This is a genomic window from Pantoea sp. X-Soil-TKNS-1280 (assembly GCF_059730475.1).
Map to the genome: position 1 here is coordinate 116,233 of NZ_AP035964.1, position 25,918 is coordinate 142,150.

Below are 25,918 nucleotides of genomic sequence, written 5' to 3' on the forward strand. Positions count from 1 at the left end.
ATGAGCATGAGTAAACCTGTTTCTGCGCTGCTGCCAGCGCCCCGACGTCGTTGGTTAACGCTGCCGCGCATCCCGCTGTTATCGGTGATTGCGCTGGTCACGTTGACGCTGATTGTCTGCATGGCGATCTTTGCCCCGTGGATTGCCAGCCATGATCCCGAGGCGTTGTCACCCGCGTTTCGTCTCAAACCACCCAGCGCGGAGTTCTGGCTGGGAACCGATGCCTACGGTCGCGACCTGTTTGCACGCGTGGTGTATGGCGCACGCATTTCGTTAATGGTCGGGCTGGGCGTCACGCTAATGAGCGTGTTGATTGGCCTGCCGCTCGGGTTGCTGGCCGGGTATTTTCGCAGCCTCGACGCGATAGTCATGCGGGTGATGGATGGCCTGATGGCGATCCCCGGCATCCTGCTGGCCATTGCCATCGTTTCACTGAGCAGCGCGGGCATCTGGACGGTGATGGTGGCGATAATGGTGCCTGAGATCCCGCAGGTGGTGCGCCTGGTGCGTTCCAGGGTGCTATCGGCGCGTGAAGAACCCTATGTAGAAGCGGCGATCCTGACGGGCACCTCCACCTTTCGGGTGCTCACCCGGCATCTGATGCCGAATACTCTGGCTCCGCTGATTGTGCAAAGTACCTATATCTGCGCATCGGCGATTCTCACTGAAGCGATTCTGTCCTTCCTCGGCGCGGGTATCGGCACGGAAATTCCCACCTGGGGCAACATCATTTCCGAGGGACGCCTTTATTTCCAGCTGAAACCCTCGCTGGTGCTATGGCCGGGGCTGCTGCTTTCGCTGTGCATTCTGTCGATTAACCTGCTGGGCGATAGGGTGAGCGATGCCCTCGACCCGCGACTGAAAAAAAGGGGCGAAAAATGACGGAACAACATTATGAGGTGCTGTATGTCGATCGCCTGTCAGTAAGCACCGCACAAGGTGTGCCGATCCTGCAGGATATCTCTTTCCGTATCCACGCCGGAGAGACGCTGTGTCTGGTGGGGGAAAGCGGTTCGGGTAAATCGGTCACCTCACTGGCGACTCTCGGTTTGCTGCCAAAAGGCGCGCTGAAGGTCACCGGTGGCCGCATCCTGCTCGATGGCGAAGATGTGTTGCAGGTGAGCAATAGCCGCCAGAAAGCGTTGCGTGGCAGCCACATGGCGATGATTTTTCAGGAGCCGATGACGGCACTCAATCCGGTGCTGACGGTGGGACGCCAGATCGACGAAGTCTTGCAGACGCATACCGGGCTCGGCGCAGCGGAACGCCATGCACGCGTAATGGATGCCTTATCACAGGTGCAGCTGCCGGATATCACCCGTATCTATGGTGCGTATCCGCACCAGCTGAGCGGCGGCCAGCGTCAGCGCATTATGATCGCGATGGCGCTGGTGCTGGAGCCCCGGTTACTGATCGCCGATGAGCCGACCACCGCGCTGGATGTCACCACGCAGCAGCAAATCCTCAAACTGATCCGTGAATTGCAGCAAAAGCACGGTACAGCGGTGTTGTTTATCACGCACGATATGGGCGTGGTGGTGGATATTGCGGACCGCGTCTGCGTGATGCGCAAAGGCAATATCGTTGAATCCGGTGGATTAGAACAGGTGCTGTCGCAACCCCGCGAGGATTACACCAAAGCGCTGCTGGCGGCGGTACCTGGCCTGGCACCACGACCGGCACGCAAAGCCATCAGTCCGCAGGTGGTGCTGGATGTGGTGGAGCTGGGCAAAATCTATCGGGCGAAAGGGGGGCTGCTGAGCTGGTTTGGCAAACGGCGCGCAGGAACGCGCGCATTGGATGATGTCACCTTCAGCCTCAAGAGAGGGCGCACGCTGGGTATTGTCGGCGAAAGCGGGTCCGGTAAATCTACCATGGCGCGCTGCGTAATGCGCTTGCTGACGCCGGATGAAGGGGCGATTCGCATCACCGGCAACGATATTTCCGAGCTGTCTCCCGCGGGTCTCAAACCACATCGTAAACGCATTCAGATGATTTTTCAGGATCCGAACCGCTCGCTCAATCCGCGCATCAGTATCGGAAAAAGTCTGGTGGAAGGGCCGATGAATCACGGCGTCTCTTTCGCCGAGGCTTGGGCGCGTGGACAGGAACTGCTGGAACTGGTCGGGTTGCCTGCTGACGCTATCGAGCGTTTTCCCCATCAGTTTTCCGGTGGGCAGCGGCAGCGTATCGCTATCGCCCGTGCGCTGGCGATGGAACCGGATGTGATTGTGGCGGATGAAGCGGTATCAGCGCTCGATGTTTCAGTGCAGGCGCAGGTGTTGCAACTGCTTGATGACATTCAGCGTCGTCTCGGGGTGGCGATTTTATTTATTACCCATGATTTGCGGGTCGCCGCTCAACTGTGTGATGACGTGCTGGTGATGCAGCACGGCAAGGTGATCGAATACGGCGCAGCAGCTGATGTGCTGGGTGCGCCACAACATCCTTATACCCAACAACTGATGGGTGCGGTGCCCGGTAAAGGCTGGGATTTTGCCGCTGGCCGGAGGATCGGAGCATGACTTTTGATTTACTGTTTCGTGCCGTCACGGTGGTGGATGGCAGCGGTGCTGAACCCTATATGGCGGATGTGGCCGTTGCGGGCGAACGGATTGTCGCCATCGGTGATCTCAGGGGCGAGGCGGCGCAGCGCGTGATTGAAGGCCATGGGCGCTGTCTGATGCCGGGGTTTATTGACGTCCACACCCACGATGATACCAATGTGATTCATCAGCCGGAGATGCTTGCCAAGATTTCCCAGGGGGTGACTACGGTGATTGTCGGGAACTGTGGCATCAGCGCGTCGCCGGTGGTTTTACCGGATGCGCCGCCCGATCCGATGAACCTGTTAGGGAAAAAAGACGCCTTTGTCTATCCCACTTTTCAGCATTATGTCGCGGCGGTGGAAGATGCCGGTCCGAGTGTGAACGTGGCGGCGTTGATTGGTCATACCGCGCTGCGTGCTAACGTGATGGCGCAATTTGATCGTCCGGCCACCAGTAGCGAACTCGAACAGATGTGCGGGACGTTGCAGGACGCGCTTGATGCGGGGGCCATCGGTCTGAGTTCCGGTTTGGCCTATACCAATGCCCGCCAGGCTCCGATGTCGGAAATGCAGCCGCTGGTGGATATCGTTGGTGCCGCGGGAGCAATTTACACCACGCATATGCGTAATGAACACGACGGTTTGCTGGACTCGCTGGCGGAATCATTTACCACCGCGCGGCAGGCCGGGGCTGAGCTGGTTATCTCGCATCTGAAATGTGCCGGAGCCGGTAACTGGGGTCGGGCACCGCTGGCACTGGCGGCGCTGGAAAAAGCCGCCAGCGAACAATCCTGTAACTGTGATTGCTATCCCTACAATTGCAGCTCCACCACGCTCGATGCCTGGCGCGTTGATGGCAAGATGGAGATTTATATCACCTGGTCGGAACCTCACCCGGAGATGGCAAAAAAGACCTTGCAGGAGATCGCTGAACTCTGGGGTGTTGATCAGTGGCAGGCCACCGAGCGCCTGCGTCCGGCCGGGGCGATCTACCATATGATGAGCGAGGACGATGTGCGTCAGGTGCTGGCCCATCCGTTGTCGATGGTCGGCTCCGATGGCTTACCTTCCGATCCCAATCCTCACCCACGTCTGTGGGGCACTTTTCCGCGCGTGCTGGCCCATTACTGCCGTGACCTCAAATTGTTCGACCTGGCAGAAGCGGTGCGGAAGATGACCGGCCTGTCTGCCACACGCTTTCGCCTGCGCGATCGTGGCAGGGTCCGTGAGGGGGCATTCGCCGATTTAACCCTGGTGGATATGACCCGCATTGAAGACGTTGCCACCTATCGCGATCCCTGTCGCCAGGCGCCGGGCATAGATCTGGTGGTGGTCAACGGGATGGTGAGTTATGAGGACGGCAAAGTGCAGGGCCGGAATGGACGCTTGTTAAAACGTGAGACAAAGAACGCGTAACCCAGAAAGGCTTGCAGGCTGTATATAAGACTTGTTAAGTGGTCTTTTCAGTTTTACTATAAAGACCGGTTAAACAGTCTTTAAGGTGCATTATGCCAAACATCATTTTGAGTGACACGAGCGCCAGTGTCAGCGAGCTTAAGAAAAACCCTATGGCGACAGTGAGCGCCGGAGATGGATTTCCGGTAGCCATCCTTAACCGTAACCAACCCGCTTTTTATTGTGTTCCTGCTGAGTTGTACGAAAAAATACTGGATGCACTCGATGATCAGGAACTGGTTAAGCTAGTCAGTGAACGCAGTAACCAGAATCTGATTGATGTGGATCTGGATAGTTATTTATGAGTTATCGAGTCAAATTCAGGGAAGATGCGCTGAAAGAATGGCAGAAACTCGATAAAACCATTCAACAGCAGTTTGCCAAAAAACTAAAGAAGTGTGTTGAGCACCCACATATCCCTTCAGCAAAATTAAGGGGGATAAAGGATTGCTACAAGATAAAACTCCGTGCGTCCGGTTTCCGTCTCGTTTACCAGGTGATAGATGATGAATTAATCATCGCTGTGGTTGCCGTCGGTAAACGTGATCGGAGTGAAGTTTATAATCTGGCAAGTGAACGCCTGAGATAATCAGCATCGGCTCCCGCTGGGAGCCGATGTTATCAGTGCCGCAAGGGTTGCCAGGTCCCGACATCACTTGCATTAATGCGTTTGGGTAACAGCTTCGCATCGTAGAACGCATCGGCAATTTTCTGTTGTTCTGCCAGGTTACTGATGTGCACCGGTTCGATCTGGTAGCTGCGCTGGGCATTTGCCTGTTCCACGGTGGAGACGGGCAGATTGCCCCACAACGGCGACAGGATTTTCGCCGCCTCGGCGGGATTGGCTTTCAGCCAGGCGGATTCCTGTTGCAGCGCCTGATACACGGTATTCAGCACCTGAGCATGCGCTTTGGCATAAGGGGTGGATACCAGATAGTAGCGCTGGTAGCTCGCCAGGCCGTCACCGCTGGTCAGCACGCGCGCGTGCTGTTCCATCTTCGCACTGGTGACGTAGGGTTCCCAGGTGACCCAGGCATCAACGCTGCCATTCTCCAGTGCCGCACGCCCGTCTGCCGGTGTCAGCCAGGCGGCCTTGATGTCATTAAATCCCAGTCCTGCCTGTTTCAGCGCCGCAATCAACAGATAATGGCTGCCCGCTGCTTTGGTGACGGCGATCCTTTTCCCTTTCAGGTCCTGCAACGTTTTAATCGCTGAGTTCGCCGGGACCAGGATCGCCTGTGCGTTGGGGGAAGGGGTTTCGCGTGCGTAGTAAGTCAGGTCCGCGCCTGCCGCCTGGGCAAATACCGGCACCGTGTCGGCGACATCAGCAGAAAGATCGACGTTGTTCAGGTTAAGCGCTTCGAGCAACGGCAGGCCGCTGGAAAACTCGTGCCAGCTGACGTTAATGCCTTCGGCAGCAAGGGATTTATCCAGGTCGCCGCGCTGCTTAATCAACGTCAGTAACGTAGAGGATTTCTGGTAACCAATTCGCAGCGTTTCAGCCGCCTGGGTGGAAGCGGAGATGAGTGCTGTGAGCAGCAACGCGCTGACCAGCAGCGGTCGTAAAGTGGGCATGACCTTTCCTTTTGACGTTTATTGTCATGCGATGGTAAAAGCCGGGCCGCTACACACCAACTGCCGTCTTTGCATAAGGTTTGCCGGATTTGAACTATGATTGCGACCTTGAATCAGGTGTGAAATGCTGTGTAAACTACACATGTAACTGCAAAGGTAGAGGTCTTTATGCCACACGCAACGACAAAGCTTCGCAAACAGAACGTCACCCTAACGCTTGACCCCGGGTTGCTTCAACAGGCTAAGGATGCAGGGTTTAGCTTGTCCCAGCTGTTAGCAGGTGCGATTAGCGCGAAACTTCGCGAAACTGCCGCAGAAAAATGGAAGCGCGAAAATGCGGATGCTATTTCAGACCTGAACCGGCACATGGCGGAAAATGGTATGTTTTCAGACAAACACAGGAAGTTTTAACTGATGCAGTACCGGGTATATAAAAATAAGAGTGGGTCTGATCTTTATCCTCTGTTGCTGGATGTGCAGAGCGATATTATTGAGAGTATCGATTCTCGTGTGGTTATTCCTCTGACACCTGTCGAATTATATCAGGGCAAAGTCGTGAAACGACTTAACCCGGAGTTAATTGTGGAAGGTAACCGCTATCTGATGATGACCCATGAACTGGCAGGGGTTCACCTGACTGTGTTGGGGGTGGAAATTTGTCATCTTGAAAGCCAGCGGGAAGTCATCAGAGCTGCGCTGGACTTCATCATCGATGGATTCTAAGCCTATCTGGCTATTTACCCTGTAAGTTCATCATATAGGTCACGCAATCGGGTGCGCAGATAAAGCACCGCTTTATGTTTACGTGATAATAATGTCTGCACGCTAACCCCGGATTCTTCTGCCAGCTCTTTATAGCTGTATCCCTGCAACTCGGTTTTATCGAACACTTCCCGCTGCGCGGGTGGCAGCTCTGCAAGGGCTTTGCCTAACTCTGCCCATATCATCGCTTTCAGGTATTCATCCTCGGGTGTGTGTGGCACACCGAAAAGCGTCTCCGCCAGCTCATCTTCCGCCGTGTCGCCGGCATCATCGCCAAAATAGGCAGACAGAGGCAGCTCGCTTTTTTTGCGCGATCGGTCGGTCATTTCATTGCGGGCGGCGCGAAACAGCCAGGCGACGGCATTCTCCACCGGCTGATCCACCGTCATCAGCCGCCAGGTCACTTCCTGCAGGATATCCTCGGCATCGTCACGTACCGGGATGCGACGGCTGATAAAGGACTTCAGCCGCGATCGGCAGGCACCGATCGCTGACATTAGCAGGGATTCCTTCGCCGTTGCGGATTTCATGGCTGTCACTCAGCTTCCGGCGTTTTAGGCGGCGTGTTTTCCGCCGGTTTGCGGGTATCCGTATTATCCTCCCAGCGTCCACGCCAGCCACAGTGACCGCGAGCATCACGGCGTCCAAAACCTTCACGGCGTTGGCGCATAAACTCTTCACGTTGTTCGGGGGTCATTTGCATCCAGCGTTCGTGCATGCGGCGACGTTCGCGCACCATGCCAAACATGCCTGCATGGAAACCCAGGCCACCAAACAGGATGCGGCACAGGACTAACAACCCCAGCGCCTGCCAGAAGCCAATACTTTTCACCCCGATGATGGCGGGAAGTAACGCATTCCACAACGACATCACCAGCAAGCCAAGTACCACCACCAGCGCGACACCCAGCAACAACGGTTTAGCCATTCTGTGTCCACCCATGCCGCGACCACCAAACCGACGTCCACGCATATCAAAATCTCTCATCGTCTTTCCTCTCATCACATTAGTGGATTACTGCCTGTGTTGAGGTAGACGAATGAGCGAAAGAAATATTGCTAAAAAAAAGAAAAATTGTGGTGCACTGACTTTCTGATGATCTTTTAGTGCAATTTGCGGGCGCAAATATTAATCAAATTTTTTGAATTGTTTCAGCAAATCCCTCAGCTTTTACTCGCCGGTCTACAGGTCTATTCTCTCTCACATCGGGGCACAACGCCTCACCCACTAAAAGTTATCTCTGAGGAATTGACCATGAAATCTATCAAAACTTTCGTTGCAGTTGCGGCCCTGTCACTGGTTTCTTTCGGCAGCTTCGCGCAGAGCATCACCGCTTCCGCTTCAACCCTGGATGGCGCAGAAGCCAAAATCGCCGCTCAGGCTAAACAGGCTGGCGCTTCGTACAAAATCACCGGTGCACGCGTGGATAACGGTGCTTACCTGTCAGCTGAACTGACTAAATAAACGGTTAACGCGGGAAGTAATGATTAGCCAGATCACAATGATCGCACTAATTATCAATCTAGAAACAATAACTATAGTTATTATTACTTCCATCGAAGGCGCACAGCCTTCTAAACAGACAAATTAAGGATTAAGACCATGAAAACTATCAAAGCCATGTCCATCGCCGCTGTCGCTGCTCTTTCACTGATGTCATTTGGCAGCTTTGCTCAGAGCATCTCCGTAACCTCCTCAACTCTGGACGGGGCGGAAGCAAAAATCGCTGCTCAGGCAGCACAGCAGGGCGCGCAGTACAAAATTACCGAAGCGAACACCAATAACCGTGTTCACATGACCGCAGAACTGTACAAATAACGGATGATCGTACAGGGAAGTGCCGGAAAAGGTCGCCGCAAGGCGGCCTTTTTCGTATGCGTGACCCGTCCTGTGAGCGGGTAAGGCAAAGTAGAAAGTCGTTAAATCAGCCAGAACGTGATGGCAATGACGACAATTGCGAAAGTCGCCGTCGTACCCCAGGCGTAAGACGGCCAGAATGTCACTGACAGCATCCCGAATCCGAGAATGAGCAGCACCGGGATCAGGGTGCTGGCAAAATATCTCAGTTGCCTCCGCAGCCACGTCATAAAGTAATTACTCATCTTATTCGACTCCTTTCCCTGGAAAACATCTTTGATCGTCCGGAAACTCAACCCGGTCCGTCGCTGCCTGCGGCCAGTAGCGGCACGATAATGTCGCTGATCGGTGTCGCGATGCCATGCGTCCGGCCGAGCCGTGATACCACGCCGTTACGGATATCCCATTCCAGCGGGCGTCCGGCCTGGCGATCGGCGAGGATGGAGGTGCCCAAATCCGGCGGGGCACGATGGAAGCCATCGATAATCTCCTGCGGTACGTCATCACTCAGGATTGCCCCCTCGGCACGGGCAACCGACAGGCATTCACGTAAATAGGCTAATGCCACATCGGTGATATCGGCACGGGAGAACATTCCGGCGCGACGTCCCGACAAAACCATTAAACCGGCGACTGCATTTTGCAGCAATTTACGCCAGGCAACCGAGGTGAAATCATCAGAGAGGGCGACTTCACAGCGTGTGCCCTCCAGCGTTTGCTGCACCCGTCTTGCTGCGGGCGTATCAGGCAAGGTCAGGCGTGGTTTGGCTCGCAGCCAGACGGAAGCATCCGGCTCGCGCTGTGCCGGAAACCACACCACCGATGGCAGCACAGTCGCTCCCGCAACGGCATTCGCCAGCATCGCTTTCTGCTCCACACCGTTTTGCAACACGCAAACCACCGTGTTCTCGTTGCATAACGCAGCCAGCCACGGGGTAGTGGCTGCCAGCTGCGTCGTCTTCACGGCGACGAAAACCACGCTGAACGGATGGGTAATCTCTGCCGGATCGGTCAGTACCGGTCCCGGCACCACGATTTGGCCGCCATCAAAACGCACTTCCAGCTGTGGGTGAGCGGTACGTCCACACACCACCGGCGTACGTCCCACTTCATGCAGGGCGGCGACGATAGTGGTGCCAATCGCCCCTGGGCCGATAAGCGCAACCCCTGAATTTCCGGACATCATCAACTCCTCAAAACGACGAATAAGGTGAGTAATACCATCAGGCATACGCTGATGCTATGCAGCCCAGAGCCAGAATTAAAGCAAAGTCTTTTCATTATGGTATGAATAAAAACTCATGCTTCAGAGATACAGGTCCTGTGCCTTACGCGACTCTGCCAGCAGCCAGTTGCGGAAACTCACCACATGCGGCTGCGTTTCTGACCCTTTCGGGCAAACAAAATAGTAGGCGATAGGGGAGGGAAAGGGCGTATCGAATAAGCGGATTAGGCTACCCTCGCCAATCTCTTTTTCCACATGGCCACTGCGCGCCAGAGCGATGCCCTGGCCCAGCAGTGCGGCTTCAAGCGTCATATTGGTATCCGCCAGCCGGACGTTTTCCTTTAGTGCCGGAATGCTGACGCCAACCTGTTTAAACCAGCTCTCCCATTTGGGCACCAGATCAGCACCGTCACGCGTGAGCAGGGGATAACGTAATAATTCGGCCGGTTCCTGCGGGGTGCCAAAACGGCTGAGCAACGCCGGGCTGGCTACCGGAAAGATTTGCTCCCGAAACATAAATTCGGAGTGCAGTGCGGGATAATTGCCGTTGCCGAAACGGATCGCCACGTCCGAATCAGAACCGGAGAAATTGATTACTTTATCGCTGGATTCCAGCGTCACCAGGATTTCCGGGTGTTGTCTCGTCAGATCGGGTAAACGGGGTAACAGCCATTTCAGTGCGAAGGAGTAAGTAGTGTTCACCCTCAGCCGGAACCTGCCGTTTTGCTCGTGGAGATCGGCCAGGGTGGCATCCAGATTCATAAAGAATTCACGCACTATAGGGGCAAGGGCTGCGCCAGCTGGCGTCAGACTTAAGGTTTTTCCACGCTGAAAAAGCGGTAACCCCCAGATGTCTTCGAGGTTTTTCAGTTGATGGCTGACGGCGCTTTGCGTGATATGTAATTCTTCTGCAGCCGAGGTGAAGGTTGAATGCCGGGTGGCGACTTCAAAGGCGCGTAAGGTCGCGGTTGGCGGCAGATGTTTCATAAAGCGGTGTCTCCCCGGCGTGCAAACCCTGGACGATAGCTATGAGTGAATGGTCATAGTATGGCATGTTCCGGTAACTGGCAGGGAGTGCACATTATTATTATTTTATTAAATTGTTATGTTGTTATAATTCCCGCTGGATAAGAATAACCGGCTCAGTTCTTATCCAGCCAGCCAATAAAAAAATCACTGAACGCCGCCACCTGCTGTGGCTGGAATCGGCGCTGTGGATAGACAAACTGCAATCCCACCTGGCGGCTGTCATAACGGCTGAAGCCGATAAAGTGATCGCCAAATAACACCACCAAATCGCCATTTGCCACGTCACGTTTCACATCCCACCATGACTTGCTGGCGATACCCGCACCGCCCAAAACCCACTGGCGGATCAGCGCGCCGTCATCACTGATCATCGCGGGGCTGATTTCCACCGTCCTGATTTCATCTTCAACGGCAAAGCGCCAGATATTCAGCAGTGAACCGCGTTGTTCCATCACCAGACAACGATGCTGCGGCAATTCCAGCGGATGGCCTGGCGTGCCATGGCGGGCAAGATAGTCAGGTGACGCGACCAGCACCCGATGGTTCGGTTTAATCTCGCGCTTCACCAGGTTGCTGTCAGGAAGATTGCCAAAGCGGATGCTCATATCCAGCCGTTGGGCGATTAAATCTTCAACCTCTTCGCTTAGCAGCAGCGTGCTTCTGACTTCCGGGTGCAGGCGAGAAAATTCGAGCAGTGCCGGGGAAAGATACTGGCGACCAAAATCTGAGGGTGCTGAGATTCGTAGCGTGCCGCTTAGCACGCCTTCGTGCTGTGCCAGTTTCGCTTCGGCCTGCTCCATCTCTTCCAGCACCCGCAGAGCGGATTGATAAAATTCTTCACCTACCCTGGTGAGAGAAATTGCCCGGGTTGAACGGTGAAAGAGGCGCGTCTGATAACGTTCTTCCAGCGCTTTCAGACGTGCGCTCATGGTGGCGGGCGACAGGTTCATGCGCCGTCCTGCTGCGGCCAGCCCACCGGCTTCAACCACTTGCACCAGTAATGTCAGGTCTTCCAGCTTGCCCATATTGTTCCGTTTTTCCGAATAGAGATTCAGTTTTCATCGCCATTATCAAAATACCCGGAATGGTTTAGTGTCAAGCCACTTTATCTGACGACAGAGGAAAATGAGGAATGGCAGAAAAAATGCTTCTGAAGCCAACTCAGCTGGGCGGCATGACGCTGGCAAACCGCATCGTGATGGCCCCCATGACGCGCGCACGCTCGGCACAGCCGGGCAACATTCCCACCGCGCTGATGGCTGAATATTATCAGCAACGTGCTTCGGCAGGGCTGATCATCACCGAAGCGACGCAGATTTCACCCGAGGCGCAGGGCTATTCATGGACGCCTGGTATGCACACGCCGGAGCAGGTTGCGGGCTGGAGTTTGGTCACCACGGCGGTCCACCGTGCCGGGGGGAAAATTATCTCCCAGCTGTGGCATGTCGGGCGCATGTCGCATCCGTCGTTCCATCCTGATGGACGGCCGCTGGCACCGTCAGCCATCCCATTTGAAGCGCAGGTGTGGATCGTTGATGAAAACGGTCAGGGACAGATGGTGGATTGCCCGTTACCACGCGAGATGACGGAACAGGACATTCAGACGGTGATCAATGAGTATCGTCAGGCGGCGATCAATGCGATTAAGGCAGGATTCGACGGTATTGAAGTGCATGGCGGCAATGGTTATCTGGTTGATCAGTTTTTGCGCCGCACCTCAAATCATCGTACCGATCAATATGGTGGCCCGCTCAGCAACCGTATCCGCTTTGCTCAGGAACTGCTGACGGCGATCAGCGATGCCATTGGTGTGCAGCGCACCGGGATTCGTCTGGCCCCGTTTATTACCCAGCGGGGTATGGATGACCCCGAAGCGGTGGATGCCATTCTCGCGCTGGCGGAATGGTGCAGCGAAAAAGGCATTGCCTTTATCCATCTGGCAGAAGCCGACTGGGATGATGCCCCAACCATCCCGGATGGATTCCGTAAAGCGCTGCGTGCCGCCTTTAATGGCAGCCTGATCGTTGCCGGGAATTACACCATTGAGAAAGCCGAAACGTATCTGCATGCCGGATGGGTTGATCTGGTGGCGTTCGGCCGTCCGTTTATTGCCAACCCGGACCTGCCAGCACGCATTGCCAGCGATCTGCCGCTGGCTATCGTGAGCGATCCGTCCACGCTGTTTGGTGGTGCGGAGGCGGGGTACACCGATTATCCACGCTATGATGTGGCAGCAGCTACCCAGCAATAGCCAGCGAACGCAGCCACTGTGCCAGCACCTCAGCATGGTTGTGCTGCGTATCTTTCGCGGCATATAACAGGGTGACAGTACCGTTGTTTCCCCGATCAGCCAGTTGGCGACCTTCCTCCTGATGTGCGGCCAGTTCATGTCGGTAACTTGTACTGAAAGAGGGGACATCCAGGGTTTCAGCGTGGAAGGCTTTGCGCAGTTCCGTTGAGGGCGCGAGGTTTTTACTCCACTCGTCATAATGAAGATCGGTCTTTTTAATTCCGCGCGGCCAGAGTCTATCCACCAGTACCCGGTAGCCATCGTTATCACTGACAGGATCATAGACGCGTTTACATTGGATCACAGTTATTTTCTCCTTTGCTGGGGTTGCCATTATGTCGGAAACTCTAAGAGTAGAGAAAATAATCACCGTATGCCTGAGTCAATGCGGCATACGGTGCCGGCAAAGCCGAAGTGAACGAGCACTCCAGTGAGAAAATGATGAAAGCATGGAGTGCGGGACTACGGGTCAAAAATATCAGTAATGTTTAATGTTGGTACTGCTAACTCACTCAGGCTTCAGGTTGCTTTTTCTCCGGGGAATAAAGCAGGAAATACAGTAAGCCGGCACAAATGCTGAGATTTTTGGTGAAGTTAATCACCTGGCCAACCTGCTGAGGACCGGTATATAACCAGAACTGGTGGAACATCACGCTGGTTAGCAGGATATAAAAAATCCAGACAGCAGAAGCAATTTTCAGCCGGTAGCCGAGCAGGAAGCAGAGACTGCCGCCCAGCTCAATCACAATGGCGCCAATAATCATCAGTTGCCCAATCAGGCTATCGCCAAAGGGTGTTTTAGCGACATTATCGGAAAAATGAAATACCTTGCCTAATCCGCTGTAAATAAAAAGTGGGGTGATAAGCACTCTGGCGATAATCAGAATGTTTTTTTCATTCATGATGTTTCCTTTTCAAAATAACAGAAGCTGAATTAACACAGGAATATTAGCAGTGTCAGGCTGTCATTCCGGTGACGGCTTGCTGTCAGAATCGTCAGGATGATTTAATGGAAAGGGAAAAACCAAAAGTATTCAGGCCTTCGGCGCTGGTCGCAAATACTTCTCCGCCATGAACCTGGGCAATGGCTTTAACAATCGACAGTCCCAGCCCGTGGTTGGTACTGCTTTGTGTTCTGGCGCTATCGACCCGATAAAACCGCTCAAACAAACGGTCCAGATGGCGAGGATCAATCGGGTCACCCTGATTTGCTACGGCGACGTTGGCGACACGATTATCGCTGTGGATAGTAATCAGGACGGTGCTACCGACGACAGCGTAGCGCGCGCAATTGCTCAGCAGATTGGCCAGCGCACGAGTGATAAGCCGGCGATCCGCCAGCACTTTCGCATCACCATTGATGGTAATGGTAAGCTGCCGGTCGGCAAGCACCGACTCCAGATATTCAGCTGTTTTACTGGCTTCTTCCCCAAGCGACATGTCGGCCCGCTGCGGCGAAAATTTCCCGGTCTGGGCGTGAGACAAAAATAACATGTCATTGATAATGGATGACATTCTCTCCAGTTCTTCCAGGTTTGATCCCAGCATATTCTGGAGCTGTTCTGATGAGCGATCACGCGAAAGGGCCAGCTGCGTTTGCGCAATCAGGTTGGTCAGCGGGGTTCGCAGCTCATGAGCCACATCCGCATTGAAACTTTCCAGTTGCTCCCATGCCCGCTCCTGTCGTGCCAGCACGCCATTAAAGGAATCGGCGAGCGTATGTAACTCTTCCGGCAATGGGCGCGGGTCAAGCCGCTGGCTTTTCCTGCCGGGGATAAGCTGATGAGCCTGCTCGCTGAGTTCTTTCACTGGTTTCATGCCCAGGCGGGAAATTGCGTATCCCAGTACAGCAACCATCAATACACCTGCCGTGGTGATAAACATCAGCACGCGGGTGAATTCGTCCAGCGTTCCCATATAGGGCGTCGAGTCAATGGCGACGATATAACGCAGTTCAGGACGCCCTTCACGGGCAGGCAGCGTGCGTACCAGCACAAATAACGGACATTCATCCGGGTTTTCACTGGGAAATTGACTGAAACCATCTTTCAGGGTCGGCAAATCGATACCCTGCGGAACAGGGCCGCCCAGCTGATAGAACGGGTTAGCGCTGATAATCCAGTAACGGGCACGGCCCCCTTCAGAGGTGGCAAGATTGATGAATTTATTCTTGAGCACCTGCCAGTCATACACCGATGCACGGGAGACGATCAGCGGCTCCATCAGGGAGTAGCGAAACAGCAGCTCGTTATGCATCTGCTTATCCAGCGATTCACGCAATGTTACCCGGAGGCAGATGGCGTAAGCCAGCGCAAGGCTGATGGTGACGATGGCAAACATCAGCGCCAGTCGGCCCGAAATCGATTTTCTGAACTTGTTCAGCACCCTGGATTATTCCCTTGATTCGAGGACATAGCCCATTCCCCGCACGGTATGTAGCAGTTTGACGCTGAAAGGGGTGTCGACTTTGGTTCTGAGGCGCTTGACGGCCACTTCGACCACGTTAGCGTCGCTGTCAAAATTCATATCCCACACCTGCTCGGCAATCATCATTTTGGACAGCACCTGGCCCTGGTTACGCGCCAGCAAACTCAGCAGGGCGAATTCTTTCTGGGTAAGATCGATCCGGCTGCCATTACGGCTTACCCGTCGTGCCAGCAGGTCAAGCGTCAGGTCGTGGATCTGGATATGGGCGATGTCAATGGTGTCAATGGCGCTGCGGCGTAACAGCGCCTGCAAGCGGGCAACCAGCTCGGCCAGTGAAAAGGGTTTGGGCAGATAGTCGTCGGCACCGAGGCGTAAACCACGCAGGCGTTCATCCAGCGATCCGCGCGCCGACAGCATTAACACCGGGGTTCTTTTGCTTTTTCTCAGGGTTTCGAGCAGCGCATAGCCATCAATAATCGGCAGCATGACATCCAGCACAATGGCGTCATAATCATACTCGGTTGCCATAAACAGCCCGTCTCTGCCGTCGGTAGCGATGTCAGCGATCAATCCCTGTTCTCTGAGCGCGGTGGCGATGAAGGCGGAGGTTTTCGCCTCATCTTCTACCAGAAGTATTTTCATGATCGTTGGAGCTACCTTTCATAATTAATTGCAGCGGCATTATATTATTTTATCCGGTCTGGTCGCTGACATTTTTCTGACAATTTTGTCAGGAAAATAGCCATGGTGATAATGTTGCGCGGGCAGAGAATAGGGATTATATTTTGCCACGCATCAATTAACATCCCGCCGAAAAATAAACTGTGACGAATTAATATGAGTAAAACGCCGTTAGACAAATTGTTGTTATGGCTTGAAAACTGGCCAGAAGATACGCGTAATGAAATTGCGATCATTCTCTGGCCGCTGCATCCCGCTTTGCGTTCTCTTAATAATGTGCAACCAGGGGAAGAGTTTTCGCAGCTGGTAAAAATAATGCAACCCATTAATCGGCAACGTTCCCAGGCATTGGGCGCGATCCTGACATTCCGTGCGCTGTTTGACTATACCGTTGCTGCTGAGCTGGGGACTGCGAACAAATGGGACAAGGCGATACACAATAACGCCAGCCTGCAGGCCTCTCCCCCCTGTATAAGCGATACGGCGGACCAACTCGGGGAGATGCTGCCCGCCCGAAAAGAGAAATGGGCAATGCTTTGTCACTCCTGGGAAAAATTCAAATCCACCACGCTGACGGATCATGACCTGCGACAATGGGAGCAGGGCCAATAATCCTCTCCCGATACCGGCGGTGTTATTTATGTTGCACATCAACCAGCCAGCCCAGGGTTTTTTCCATTGTCTGACGCTCCTGATCGGCCTGCATAATAAAAGGCGCTGAAATAGTCGCGCCTGCGGTGGATTTCGTCACAATATCAACACTATCGCCAATGCCATACCCGCCATGAGTGATAAAAGGGATGATATTTATTCCAGAAAAATCATGGCGAACTAAAAAGAAGCGCACGATAGAAGGCAGACTCATACCCCAGATAGGATAACCAAGATAGACCGTTTTATATTTTTTCAGGTCGGCCAGATTATTCAGTAAGGGGGGATTAAAGCCGCTTTTTCTCTCGTTGCTCGCCTGTTCAACCATTTCCAGGTAATCAGCAGGATAGGGTTGCTGGGGGAGAATTTCATATTGGTCAGACTTAAGGGCGCGTTGAATAATACCGGCAATCACCCGCGTATTGCCGCTGCGGGAATGCCAGGCCACCAGCGTATCTGACTGGCCGGAAAGGATCGAACCGGTCAGGGGCTGCGCCACAGCGTCCTGCGCCAGCAGGGAAACACCGGTCAGGAAGGGAAACAATGCCCGGCGGCTGAGGTTAAATTCATCGTTCATACTGCCTCCGGCAGCAAGGTATTTATTCAGTTCAGGGCAACCTTAAAGCTTAACAGGCCCGAAAAAATACACCTTTTGCGGCATGATTGATGAGCGGGATTCATAGGGGTTATCAGGCTGTAGCGGCGCAATTTATTGCGCGGGGTTTACACCGTACTCAGAATTGCGCGATAAATCGCGCAGCTCCGGAATCGTGCGGTTATGATAATGGCAGCGATAAGCTGCCATTTTTTAATCAAAGAATTGAGAACGGATATTCAACAAATACGCGGACTTCATTACCGCCGACATTATAGTCAGAAGCATCAGATGAGACGCGCAGTGAAGAGAAGCGCAGTCTCACTTTCAGGTCCTTCGCGGCACCATCCGGCACTTTATACTGCAGCTGGTTGAAGAATTCGTGCTCGTGACCATTATCGGTCGCTGCGGTTTTGATATTGTCACCACGGACATAAGCAACGTCATAGCTCAGACCATTGATACCGACACCGCTCAGATCGATGGAGTAAGCCACCTGCCATGAACGCTCGTCTTCACCATTAAAATCAGACCAGTAAGAGTTCGCCAGCCAGATGGTGTTGCCGCCATCGCCTACGCCACCCTGATTACGGTATCCGCCATAATGGTAACCGGTGCTACCGCTGCTTTGCTGATAAGCAACTTTGAAGGTATGGATATCGAAGGTATAGCTGGCCGCCAGGCTCCAGATGGTATTACTGCGGCCAGTGTCGAGCTGATCGGCATATTCCTGGCTCAGGCGTGAGTTATAACCGTTGAAATCCAGGCCAAAGGATTGATTAGCCGCAATTGGCGCTTTGTAATTCAGGCCGAGATATTGCTTGTTAATCACGTCTTCAACATTTGACGCGTAAAACGCACCACTCAGCTGATCGGTAAATTGATAACTGGCACCGGCAAAGCTCAGGGATTTTAGGCCGGTATTATGGCTGTCGTCACTTTTCTGCTGTTCATCGGTGAAATAGCCAGCTGAAACGTTTAATCCGGCAACTTCCTGCGAGTTGATCATGAAACCGGTATAGGTTTCATCCAACAGGCGCGAATCATCGGCGGTCAGGATTGGCAGAACCGGGCGCTGTGTACCGTAGCTGAGCACGGTGTTGGAGAAGCGCATTTTTGCCGTGGCACCGAATTTAGCCAAATCTGACTTTGCTTTGCCATCGTTATCCTGGGCAAAGAAATCGATGCCGCCTGCGCCACTACGACCACGGCCGCCATCCAGTCGAACCGCATACTGCGCCAGACCATCGACGCCAAATCCGACCGGTCCCTGAGTGAATCCAGAGGAGAAATTGGCGATGATGCCTTGTCCCCACTCGCGGCGAGTGCGAATGCCGTCGTCTTTATAATTCCTGTTGATGTACGCATTGCGTAACAACACATCCAGATGGCTATCGTCGAGGAAACCGTTGGAATCCTGCTGCGCCGCAGCGGCCATTCCCGAGAGACCCATTAATGATGCTACCAGTGAAAGTTTGAAGATCTTTTTCACGTTATGTCTGCCTTAAAAAATCAATATTATTCTGTTAATGCGAAAGACTGCGCGCGGGATATTACCATCGAATGCGTGGCCGAAAGTGCCTCATTTTTATCGATTTATGCGATTTTAACGGCATTAAATCTTTTCCTGGCGGGATGTAATGATGTGGAGAGTCTATAATTCGTACGTTCAAATGGCCGGAGATGTGGCGATATTAATTAAAATCACTCATAACTGATATCAGGCAATAACGCTACAAAGCCATTTTACTCATGGCTACAATTATTTCGTGCATTACGTAAATTAAATACCACCACCCGTACCCTCTGCATGTCCCACCTGTCATGACTGGCTGACATTAAACAGCCGGAATTTTGCAGTGATGTTTGTCGCATCGTTTTCATAATAACAATTGAAGCAAACTACTGGAGAGCTATGGAACTTTTTATCAATAATCAGACGGTTCAGGTCGATGCAGACGCCGATACCCCGTTGCTCTGGGTAATTCGTGATGATCTGGCGATGACCGGGACGAAATACGGTTGTGGCCTTTCGCAATGTGGAGCCTGTTCGGTGATGGTTGACGGGCAACTGGTCCGTTCCTGTGTCACGCCGATAGATAAGCTGGCCGGTAAGCAGATTACTACCATTGAGGCGATTGAAAGCGACGAGGTTGGCAAGCGCGTGGTGGCCTCCTGGATAAAGCACCAGGTTCCGCAGTGCGGGTATTGTCAGTCAGGGCAGGTGATTGCGGCGACGGCGTTATTGAAACAGGTTGCGCATCCTTCTGATGAGGAGATTGCCGCGGCGATGGTCAACCTGTGTCGCTGCGGCACGTATAACGCTATCAAAGCGGCCATCCATGAGGTTGCCGCACAGGAGGGTGAAGCATGAAATTCTCTGCGGACATCTTCACCGCCTCGTTGGCACAAATGACAGAGGGAGAGGCGACCAATCTCTCACGCAGACGTTTCCTCCTTGCCTCGGCCGGAACCGTGGCGGGGGCGTTTGTCTTGGGTTTTGGCCTGCCGCTCGGCGAGGCGCGGGCGCAGGATGCTAACGCGACCGTCGCTGCCGGGACGCGCGTACCCGCCTTCCTGGAAATTCGTCCCGACAACAGCATCCGTTTCCTTTCCCCATTTGTTGAAGGCGGGCAGGGTATCTTCACCGGCATGGCGCAAATCGTGGGGGAGGAGCTGGATGCTGACCCCTCGCTGTTCATTGTCGAAAATGCGCCAGCAGGTAACGATTACAAAGTGATGGAGGGCGGCAGACGCATCACCGGGGGTAGTATGTCGGTGCGCATGAGTTACGACACCATGCGCCGCCTTGGCGCGCTGGCACGCCACATGTTACTCCAGGCCGCCGCCGCAGAACTCGCGGTGCCGCTAAGTTCGCTGATCACGGAACCGGGTAAAGTGATCGATCCGACATCCGGCAAGTCCCTCTCCTATGGTGAGCTGGCCGCGCGTGCCATGGATCTGCCCGTACCTGCGTCAGACACGATTAAATTGAAAGATCCGGCACAATTCCGCTGGATTGGCAAACCCGTCCCGCGTCTTGATATACATGCAAAATCAACCGGCCAGGCAATCTATAGCATTGATTGTAAGGTGGAAGGCATGTTGCAGGCAGCGGTTCAGCATGCACCGCGCCTCGGTTTGACGGTGGGGGAGATCCGTAACGAAGAACAGGTTTCAGGTATGAAAGGCGTTCATTCGGTGCATCGCTTACCGGGAGCCGTAGCGGTGGTCGCCGAGCGCTGGTGGCACGCTAAGCGAGCCGCTGAAGCCTTACAGGTCAGCTGGAATGAACCCGATGAGTCGGCTCGTGAGCGTTATATGCCAGCGGATTTCTCCTCAGACCAACATGCACAGGCACTCGCGAATGAACCGGGTAAGGGTGACGATGCCGAGACTAAAGGCAATGTCAGCCAGGCATTAGCTAGCGCCCACAGCACGCTGCAAGCCACGTATCATTCGCAGTATCTGAACCATGCGCAATTAGAGCCACCCTCTGCCCTGGCGCGTTTTAACGCTGACGGCACCCTCGAACTGTGGCTGCCTAACCAGGCTCCGGAAATGTTCCAGGCGGACGCCGCAAAACGCACCGGTCTGCCGCCCGAAAAGATTTTCATCCATTCGCCGCTGTTAGGGGGCTTTTTCGGCAGACACTTTGTCTATGACACGGCGATGGTATATCCCCAGGCAATTGAACTGGCGAAGGCGGTCGGGCGTCCTGTGAAAGTGATCTGGAGCCGTGAAGAGGAGTTCTTACGAGACACCCATCGCCCGATGGCTGCCGTCCGTTTTCAGGCCGGGCTTGATGAGGCGGGTTATCCGGTGGCGCTTGAGGTGGTCAGTATTACCGAAGGCCCTACCGAGGGCATCGTCGGTAAACGTGGTGCCAAACTGGATCCCAGCGCCATCGAGGGATTGACCGGCAAAGCCTATGATATTCCGCATCGCCGTATTGCCCAGATTTACAAAAAAGGGCCGGTGATGCTGGGTTACTGGCGCTCGGTAGGCAACTCGATGAATGATTTTCTCTACGAAAGCTTCCTCGATGAGATTGCCGTTGCCGGAAAAAAAGATCCGTTTGAATTGCGCCTGCATCTTTTACAAGGCAATCAACGGCTGACCAATTTGCTCAATGCCGTAGTTGAACTCTCCGGTGGCTGGAAACCCGGCCCCTATGACGCTGCTGATGGTTCGAAACGTGCGCGGGGTATCGCGATGGCCTCTCCTTTTGGTACTCAGGCTGCCGCCATCGCTGAAGTGTCGATTGTCGATGGCAGGGTAAAAGTCCATGAAGTCTGGGAGGCGATTGATCCCGGCAGCATCATTAACCCGGCGATTGTGGAGGCACAGGTGAACAGTGCCGTCGCGCTGGGATTATCCCAGGTGCTGCTGGAAGAAAGCGTCTATGAACAGGGCAAACCCGTCGCCCGTAATTACGATATGTACCCGATTCTGCCGCCTTCAGGTATGGCCAATGTCCACGTCAGGATTGTTGCCAGTGGTGAAAAAATGGGAGGGATTGGCGAACCGCCACTTCCGGCTATTCCCCCGGCTGTCGCCAATGCGGTGTTCAGGCTCACCGGTCAGCGTGTCCGCAGCATGCCGCTATCACGCCACAACTTCGCGTAATCCTGAACTGAAGCCGGAGAATAACAATATGACCAAGCGCAGTATCAGTGTGGTGTTCGCTTTATTGATCGTTATCCTGGGCGTTGTGGCGTGGGTAATGCGTACCCCGACAGATAACATCGCAGTGAGTAAGTCGATGGATCCCCCATCGGCAGAATGGCTGAAACAGGGGGAATATGTTGCCCGATTAAGTGACTGTGTTGCCTGCCACAGTGTGCCAGATGGCGCGCCGTTTGCGGGCGGGTTAAAAATGGCGACACCGGTCGGCAATATTTATTCAACCAACATCACCCCGGATAAGGAAACGGGCATCGGTGAATATACCCTGACCGAATTTAGCCGGGCGGTACGGCATGGCGTTGCACGCGATGGGCATCGTCTCTACCCGGCGATGCCTTATCCTTCCTATGCCAAACTGAGTGATGAGGACGTTGCCGCGCTTTACGCCTGGTTCAAATACGCGGTTAAGCCGGTCAATCAACCCAATAAACCCAGTGATATTCCGTGGCCGTTAAATATGCGTTGGCCACTGGCCTTCTGGAATAGTGTGTTTACCGTTAATGGTCCCTGGCAGCCAAAGTCCGGCCAGGATGCGCAGTGGAATCGCGGCGCTTATCTGGTCGAGGGACCGGGTCACTGTGGCAGCTGCCATACGCCGCGTGGTCTGGCCTTTAATGAAAAAGGTCTCGATGCCGACAGCCCGCATTTTGTCGCCGGTGCAGCGCTGGATGGCTGGTATGCCCCGAGTCTGCGCGGGGACATCAATACCGGGCTGGCGCGCTGGAGTGAAGACGACCTGTATCAGTTCCTGAAAACCGGACGTAATCAGCATGGTGTGGTGTTTGGTTCGATGGCGGATGTGTTTAATAACTCGACGCAATACATGAGCGATGACGATCTTAAAGCTATCGCACATTATCTGAAGTCCTTACCTGCGGGCAGCAACAACCAACCTCAGGCATGGAAATATGATGGTGATTCGATCAACAAACTGAGCCTGCCGGCAAGACTCAGCACCCCAGGGGCACAGACCTTTATGGCCCGTTGCAGCAACTGTCATGGTGCGGATGGTCGTGGACAGGCACCGTGGATCCCGCCGCTGGCCGGGGCGACCTCCATGCTGGTGGATCAATCGTCGGCAATCAATGTGACGCTGAATGGCTCGGCACGCGTGGTGGCGAATGGCATGCCGGATGCTTATCGTATGCCGCCGTTCCGCAAACAGCTGTCCGATAAAGAAATGGCGGATGTGCTGAGTTTTATCCGCTCTTCCTGGGGGAATACCGGCGCGCCGGTGAGCGAAAAAGATGTGCATGATTTGCGTCAGCGCACCGATCCGGCCAGCAGTGATGTGATTATTTTGCAAATGCGCTAAGTACAGAGGATCGCTGTAGAGTGACCCCGTCTTGTAAGACGGGGTCACGCAATACTACCGTCGATAGCGCAGCGCATCCACCATCAGGGTAAAGGCGCGGGAGGGTGCCCGGCGGCTTGGATAGTAGAGATGGTAGCCATCCCAGTAAGGACACCAGTCTTCCAGCACCCGCACCAGTTTTCCCTCGGCGATCAGTGGGGCTGCAAGATCTTCCGGTACATGCGCCAGGCCAAAACCACTCACCGATGCATCGAGTACATGGAAGATATTGTTGAAAACGGTCTGGCCCTCAACCCTGACGCGTAGCTCTTCCCCCTCTTTTTCAAACTCCCAGGCATATAAGCCGCCATGCGTCGGCAGGCGAAGATTAATACAGCGATGTGCTACCAGATCGCGTGGATGGAGCGGGGTGGGATAACGTTGAAAATAGTCAGGCGAACCCACCACGGCAAAACGGACATCGTCACTGATTCTTACCGAGATCATGCCCTGAGCAACGGTCTCTCCCAGCCGGATCCCGGCGTCAAAGCGGCCGGCAACAATATCGGTCAGCCCATAATCGGTGATCAGTTCTACCTGGATATCCGGATAGTCAGGCAGGAATTTTTCCAGTTTCGGCCAGACCAGATAGGTGATCGCATAATCAGTCGCGGTTACGCGCACCACGCCGGTCGGGTTATCCCGCAGGTCGAGTACCGCATCCAGCTCATTTTTGATTTCATCCAGCTTCGGACCGAGTGCCTGTAATAAACGCTCCCCCGCTTCTGTGGGCGAGACGCGGCGGGTGGTACGAGTGAGAAGGCGCAATCCCAGTCTGGATTCCAGCGCCTTCATGGAATGGCTGAGGGCCGACTGGGAAACGCCCAGTGTTGCCGCTGCGCGGGTAAAACTTTGCTCGCGGGCTACCGTGATGAAGGCCACCAGATCATTTAGGTTATCGCGCGACATTAATGAAATTCCTTCATCATTACATCCTGTTTTTACACCATAGTCAGAAGTTAACCTGTCAGATAAGGTTAAGAGTAGAGCGGTAAGACACAGACGAAGGGGAGGTTATGAACACAATCCGGGCGGGATTGGGTTCATTTTCCGGGGAACTCTCCGACAGGTAAAGTAAAATTCAGTACAAATCACCCGTAAGGATAAAAAATGCCACATGTAGATATTAAATGTTTGCCACGTAACCTGACGGAACAGCAGCTTGCAGCGTTGGCTGATGATATTACCGCTGCGCTGGTAAAACATCTGGGCACCACTGACGATGCGGTATCCGTTGCACTGAATGAAATTCCATCCGAAAAATGGAAGGGTGACGTTTATGACACCATCATCAAACCGCATTTAGCTGAGTTAATTAAAAAACCAGGTTACCAATACTAAGTTTATGCAGGCCGGAATCGCCTTCCGGCCTGTGTCATACTATTTACGCCGGTAAGCGCGTTCTGCTGATGGTTAACCAAATCAGCGTCATCAGCATGGCGGTTGCCGCCACCATTTTCAGGCCGCCAATCAGGTTTTCATCACCACTGGCACTGATAATCAGGCCGAACACCGCAACGCCCATCACCCCTCCCATCTGCCGTGCGCAGGAAAACAGGGCTGACGCCGATCCGGCTTCCTCATGTGTCGCCTGAGAAAAAATCAGGTTAGCCACACCGGGCATTGCCAGAGATGTTCCGGCACCCAGGAGCATCATCGGGATAAACAGCTGATAGGTTCCCCAGTCCTGTTTAATCAATAACAGCAGGCCGAAACCGACAAAACTGACCAGGCTACCCACAGACGATAACCCGCGCAGACGAAACAATCGCCCCAATCTGCCACTGCTGAAATTCACCAGCGCGGTACACAGCATCATTGGCAGAAAAGCCAGGCCAGCCTGCAAAGCGGTGAGTTTCAGATCACTCTGGAAAAAAATACTGAAAATGAACACGGCACCATAAAACACCATATTGCAAAGAAAACCGATAACTACCCCGCTGAGGATAAGCCTGTTACCCAACACCGATGGCAGCAGAACCGGATCGGCCGACTTTTTCTCGCCACGAATAAATAGCGCCAGCGCGAGCAGCCCGGCCAGCAAAGACAATAAAGTGATATGGCTATCCCAACCGAAGCGTCCGGATTCTGTCAGAGCAAAAGTCAGCAGCCCAAGCGCCAGAATAATCAGCGTCTGGCTGACAATCTTAATTTTCCGGTTAAAGCGCGGGCTGACCGGGGCAAAGCGCAGGGTAAAAAATACGCTTAGCAAACCAACTGGCACATTGATCAGGAAAATACTTTTCCAGCCCAGCAGTTTAATCAGAAAACCACCCGCGACCGGGCCTGCAGCCAGCGCAAAACTGCCTGACGCCGCCCACAGGGCGATCGCCCCGGCACGGGCCTTGCCATCAGCGAAATACTGACGCAGCAGCGTCAACGAACTGGGGACCAGCAGGGCAGCGCCCACCCCCTGAATGCCGCGTGCGATATCCAGCCAGTAGATGCTGGGCGCAAAGGCACAGCTTAGCGACGCGGCGATAAAGATTAAAATGCCAGTGACAAAGATATTCCTGACACCAAAGCGATCGCCCAGCGTACCGGCACCCAGCAGCAGCGAGGCAAAAAGCAGGGAATAAGTATTAATCACCCATTCGAGGTCAGCGATCCCGGCATGGAAATTCTGTCGCAGGGTTTCCAGCCCGACGTTAACGATGCTGACATCAAGCTGGACCAGAACGAAACCCAGACACACCGCTGTGGTGAACAGCTTGTCCTGAGTGGAGTTTTTTATATGCATGTTTATTCCAAAGAGGTGCGGACCCACGGCTGTAGGTCG

The 25,918-nt window shown here is 53.9% G+C and carries 30 protein-coding genes; 15 read left to right on the plus strand and 15 right to left on the minus strand.

Annotated features, from left to right (window positions below; translation table 11 throughout):
- The 5 genes from AC6I8X_RS23765 to AC6I8X_RS23785 all read left to right on the plus strand — a co-directional run bounded on the left by AC6I8X_RS23765 (position 1) and on the right by AC6I8X_RS23785 (position 4,592).
- Positions 1–882, plus strand: coding sequence for an ABC transporter permease (locus tag AC6I8X_RS23765; protein ID WP_497841625.1), 882 nt, complete (start codon positions 1–3; stop codon positions 880–882).
- Entirely contained in the window at positions 879–2,525 is a 1,647-nt protein-coding gene (locus AC6I8X_RS23770; protein WP_497841626.1) for an ABC transporter ATP-binding protein, read from the plus strand. Before AC6I8X_RS23765 ends, AC6I8X_RS23770 begins: the two co-directional genes overlap by 4 nt.
- Entirely contained in the window at positions 2,522–3,964 is a 1,443-nt protein-coding gene (locus AC6I8X_RS23775; protein WP_497841627.1) for an N-acyl-D-amino-acid deacylase family protein, read from the plus strand. Before AC6I8X_RS23770 ends, AC6I8X_RS23775 begins: the two co-directional genes overlap by 4 nt.
- A 92-nt stretch (positions 3,965–4,056) precedes the next feature.
- Complete coding sequence (locus AC6I8X_RS23780; protein WP_299454204.1) at positions 4,057–4,308, plus strand: type II toxin-antitoxin system Phd/YefM family antitoxin; 252 nt, start codon at positions 4,057–4,059, stop codon at positions 4,306–4,308.
- Positions 4,305–4,592 (plus strand): type II toxin-antitoxin system RelE family toxin, encoded by a 288-nt coding sequence (locus AC6I8X_RS23785; protein WP_299454201.1) that lies wholly within the window; start codon positions 4,305–4,307, stop codon positions 4,590–4,592. Before AC6I8X_RS23780 ends, AC6I8X_RS23785 begins: the two co-directional genes overlap by 4 nt.
- 32 nt (positions 4,593–4,624) lie before the next feature.
- Here the strand turns inward: AC6I8X_RS23785 and AC6I8X_RS23790 are convergent, their stop codons facing one another.
- Complete coding sequence (locus tag AC6I8X_RS23790; RefSeq protein ID WP_497841628.1) at positions 4,625–5,578, minus strand: aliphatic sulfonate ABC transporter substrate-binding protein; 954 nt, start codon at positions 5,576–5,578, stop codon at positions 4,625–4,627.
- Between the two features lie 168 nt (positions 5,579–5,746).
- On the opposite strand from AC6I8X_RS23790, the gene AC6I8X_RS23795 reads away from it, so the two are divergent.
- Together AC6I8X_RS23795 and AC6I8X_RS23800 are read left to right on the plus strand one after the other, a co-directional pair.
- Positions 5,747–5,989: a type II toxin-antitoxin system CcdA family antitoxin gene (locus tag AC6I8X_RS23795; protein WP_313688323.1), complete on the plus strand. Its 243-nt coding sequence runs from the start codon at positions 5,747–5,749 to the stop codon at positions 5,987–5,989.
- 3 nt (positions 5,990–5,992) lie between these two features.
- Complete coding sequence (locus AC6I8X_RS23800; protein WP_313688324.1) at positions 5,993–6,301, plus strand: CcdB family protein; 309 nt, start codon at positions 5,993–5,995, stop codon at positions 6,299–6,301.
- Positions 6,302–6,315: 14 nt separating this feature from the next.
- Here AC6I8X_RS23800 and AC6I8X_RS23805 read toward each other — a convergent pair whose 3' ends face one another.
- Together AC6I8X_RS23805 and AC6I8X_RS23810 are read right to left on the minus strand one after the other, a co-directional pair.
- Complete coding sequence (locus AC6I8X_RS23805) at positions 6,316–6,870, minus strand: RNA polymerase sigma factor (RefSeq protein ID WP_497841682.1); 555 nt, start codon at positions 6,868–6,870, stop codon at positions 6,316–6,318.
- 5 nt (positions 6,871–6,875) lie between these two features.
- Positions 6,876–7,328, minus strand: a complete 453-nt coding sequence (locus AC6I8X_RS23810; RefSeq protein WP_497841629.1) for a hypothetical protein — start codon at positions 7,326–7,328, stop codon at positions 6,876–6,878.
- Positions 7,329–7,595: 267 nt separating this feature from the next.
- Between AC6I8X_RS23810 and AC6I8X_RS23815 the strand changes: the two genes are divergently transcribed.
- Both AC6I8X_RS23815 and AC6I8X_RS23820 read left to right on the plus strand, forming a co-directional pair.
- Positions 7,596–7,805 carry a YdgH/BhsA/McbA-like domain containing protein gene (locus AC6I8X_RS23815; protein WP_013508023.1) on the plus strand — a complete coding sequence of 70 codons (210 nt, stop codon included), beginning with the start codon at positions 7,596–7,598 and terminating at the stop codon, positions 7,803–7,805.
- Between the two features lie 138 nt (positions 7,806–7,943).
- Positions 7,944–8,159, plus strand: coding sequence for a YdgH/BhsA/McbA-like domain containing protein (locus AC6I8X_RS23820; RefSeq protein ID WP_084878987.1), 216 nt, complete (start codon positions 7,944–7,946; stop codon positions 8,157–8,159).
- Positions 8,160–8,260: 101 nt separating this feature from the next.
- Here the strand turns inward: AC6I8X_RS23820 and AC6I8X_RS23825 are convergent, their stop codons facing one another.
- The 4 genes from AC6I8X_RS23825 to AC6I8X_RS23840 form a co-directional block, all read right to left on the minus strand.
- Entirely contained in the window at positions 8,261–8,443 is a 183-nt protein-coding gene (locus tag AC6I8X_RS23825) for a hypothetical protein (RefSeq protein ID WP_497841630.1), read from the minus strand.
- A gap of 47 nt (positions 8,444–8,490) precedes the next feature.
- Positions 8,491–9,381: an oxidoreductase gene (locus tag AC6I8X_RS23830; protein WP_497841683.1), complete on the minus strand. Its 891-nt coding sequence runs from the start codon at positions 9,379–9,381 to the stop codon at positions 8,491–8,493.
- Between the two features lie 123 nt (positions 9,382–9,504).
- A complete protein-coding gene (gene gcvA / locus AC6I8X_RS23835; protein WP_497841631.1) occupies positions 9,505–10,410 on the minus strand; it encodes a transcriptional regulator GcvA in 906 nt (301 codons plus the stop codon).
- 155 nt (positions 10,411–10,565) lie between these two features.
- Entirely contained in the window at positions 10,566–11,477 is a 912-nt protein-coding gene (locus AC6I8X_RS23840) for a LysR family transcriptional regulator (RefSeq protein ID WP_497841632.1), read from the minus strand.
- A 107-nt stretch (positions 11,478–11,584) separates the two neighbouring features.
- Between AC6I8X_RS23840 and AC6I8X_RS23845 the strand changes: the two genes are divergently transcribed.
- On the plus strand, positions 11,585–12,703 hold the full coding sequence (locus AC6I8X_RS23845) for an alkene reductase (RefSeq protein WP_497841633.1): 1,119 nt from the start codon (positions 11,585–11,587) through the stop codon (positions 12,701–12,703).
- On the opposite strand, the gene AC6I8X_RS23850 is transcribed toward AC6I8X_RS23845, so the two are convergent.
- The 4 genes from AC6I8X_RS23850 to AC6I8X_RS23865 form a co-directional block, all read right to left on the minus strand.
- Complete coding sequence (locus AC6I8X_RS23850; protein WP_497841634.1) at positions 12,690–13,046, minus strand: DUF488 domain-containing protein; 357 nt, start codon at positions 13,044–13,046, stop codon at positions 12,690–12,692. The genes AC6I8X_RS23845 and AC6I8X_RS23850 overlap by 14 nt on opposite strands.
- A gap of 208 nt (positions 13,047–13,254) precedes the next feature.
- Entirely contained in the window at positions 13,255–13,644 is a 390-nt protein-coding gene (locus AC6I8X_RS23855; protein WP_313684395.1) for a DoxX family protein, read from the minus strand.
- Between the two features lie 94 nt (positions 13,645–13,738).
- Positions 13,739–15,124, minus strand: coding sequence for a heavy metal sensor histidine kinase (locus tag AC6I8X_RS23860; RefSeq protein ID WP_497841684.1), 1,386 nt, complete (start codon positions 15,122–15,124; stop codon positions 13,739–13,741).
- Positions 15,125–15,133: 9 nt separating this feature from the next.
- Complete coding sequence (locus AC6I8X_RS23865; protein WP_313684397.1) at positions 15,134–15,811, minus strand: heavy metal response regulator transcription factor; 678 nt, start codon at positions 15,809–15,811, stop codon at positions 15,134–15,136.
- A gap of 195 nt (positions 15,812–16,006) precedes the next feature.
- Here AC6I8X_RS23865 and AC6I8X_RS23870 point away from each other — a divergent pair, with 195 nt between their 5' ends.
- Positions 16,007–16,462 carry a hypothetical protein gene (locus AC6I8X_RS23870; RefSeq protein ID WP_313684399.1) on the plus strand — a complete coding sequence of 152 codons (456 nt, stop codon included), beginning with the start codon at positions 16,007–16,009 and terminating at the stop codon, positions 16,460–16,462.
- A 22-nt stretch (positions 16,463–16,484) separates the two neighbouring features.
- Here AC6I8X_RS23870 and AC6I8X_RS23875 read toward each other — a convergent pair whose 3' ends face one another.
- Together AC6I8X_RS23875 and AC6I8X_RS23880 are read right to left on the minus strand one after the other, a co-directional pair.
- Positions 16,485–17,078 (minus strand): flavodoxin, encoded by a 594-nt coding sequence (locus AC6I8X_RS23875; protein WP_497841635.1) that lies wholly within the window; start codon positions 17,076–17,078, stop codon positions 16,485–16,487.
- 235 nt (positions 17,079–17,313) lie between these two features.
- Positions 17,314–18,549 carry an OprD family outer membrane porin gene (locus tag AC6I8X_RS23880; protein WP_497841685.1) on the minus strand — a complete coding sequence of 412 codons (1,236 nt, stop codon included), beginning with the start codon at positions 18,547–18,549 and terminating at the stop codon, positions 17,314–17,316.
- Between the two features lie 462 nt (positions 18,550–19,011).
- Here AC6I8X_RS23880 and AC6I8X_RS23885 point away from each other — a divergent pair, with 462 nt between their 5' ends.
- From AC6I8X_RS23885 to AC6I8X_RS23895, 3 genes are read left to right on the plus strand one after another with little or no spacing between them, the layout of a single operon-like run.
- Entirely contained in the window at positions 19,012–19,470 is a 459-nt protein-coding gene (locus tag AC6I8X_RS23885; RefSeq protein ID WP_497841636.1) for a (2Fe-2S)-binding protein, read from the plus strand.
- The gene (locus AC6I8X_RS23890) at positions 19,467–21,725 is read left to right on the plus strand and encodes a xanthine dehydrogenase family protein molybdopterin-binding subunit (protein ID WP_497841637.1); all 2,259 of its coding nucleotides are present in this window, start codon (positions 19,467–19,469) and stop codon (positions 21,723–21,725) included. Before AC6I8X_RS23885 ends, AC6I8X_RS23890 begins: the two co-directional genes overlap by 4 nt.
- Positions 21,726–21,753: 28 nt before the next feature.
- Positions 21,754–23,100: a c-type cytochrome gene (locus AC6I8X_RS23895; RefSeq protein ID WP_313684409.1), complete on the plus strand. Its 1,347-nt coding sequence runs from the start codon at positions 21,754–21,756 to the stop codon at positions 23,098–23,100.
- Between the two features lie 54 nt (positions 23,101–23,154).
- Here AC6I8X_RS23895 and AC6I8X_RS23900 read toward each other — a convergent pair whose 3' ends face one another.
- Positions 23,155–24,048: a LysR family transcriptional regulator gene (locus AC6I8X_RS23900; RefSeq protein WP_299454169.1), complete on the minus strand. Its 894-nt coding sequence runs from the start codon at positions 24,046–24,048 to the stop codon at positions 23,155–23,157.
- A gap of 201 nt (positions 24,049–24,249) precedes the next feature.
- Here AC6I8X_RS23900 and pptA point away from each other — a divergent pair, with 201 nt between their 5' ends.
- A complete protein-coding gene (gene pptA, locus AC6I8X_RS23905; protein WP_084879355.1) occupies positions 24,250–24,480 on the plus strand; it encodes a tautomerase PptA in 231 nt (76 codons plus the stop codon).
- A 43-nt stretch (positions 24,481–24,523) separates the two neighbouring features.
- On the opposite strand, the gene AC6I8X_RS23910 is transcribed toward pptA, so the two are convergent.
- Complete coding sequence (locus AC6I8X_RS23910) at positions 24,524–25,879, minus strand: MFS transporter (RefSeq protein ID WP_497841638.1); 1,356 nt, start codon at positions 25,877–25,879, stop codon at positions 24,524–24,526.
- Between the last annotated feature and the right edge of the window lie 39 nt (positions 25,880–25,918).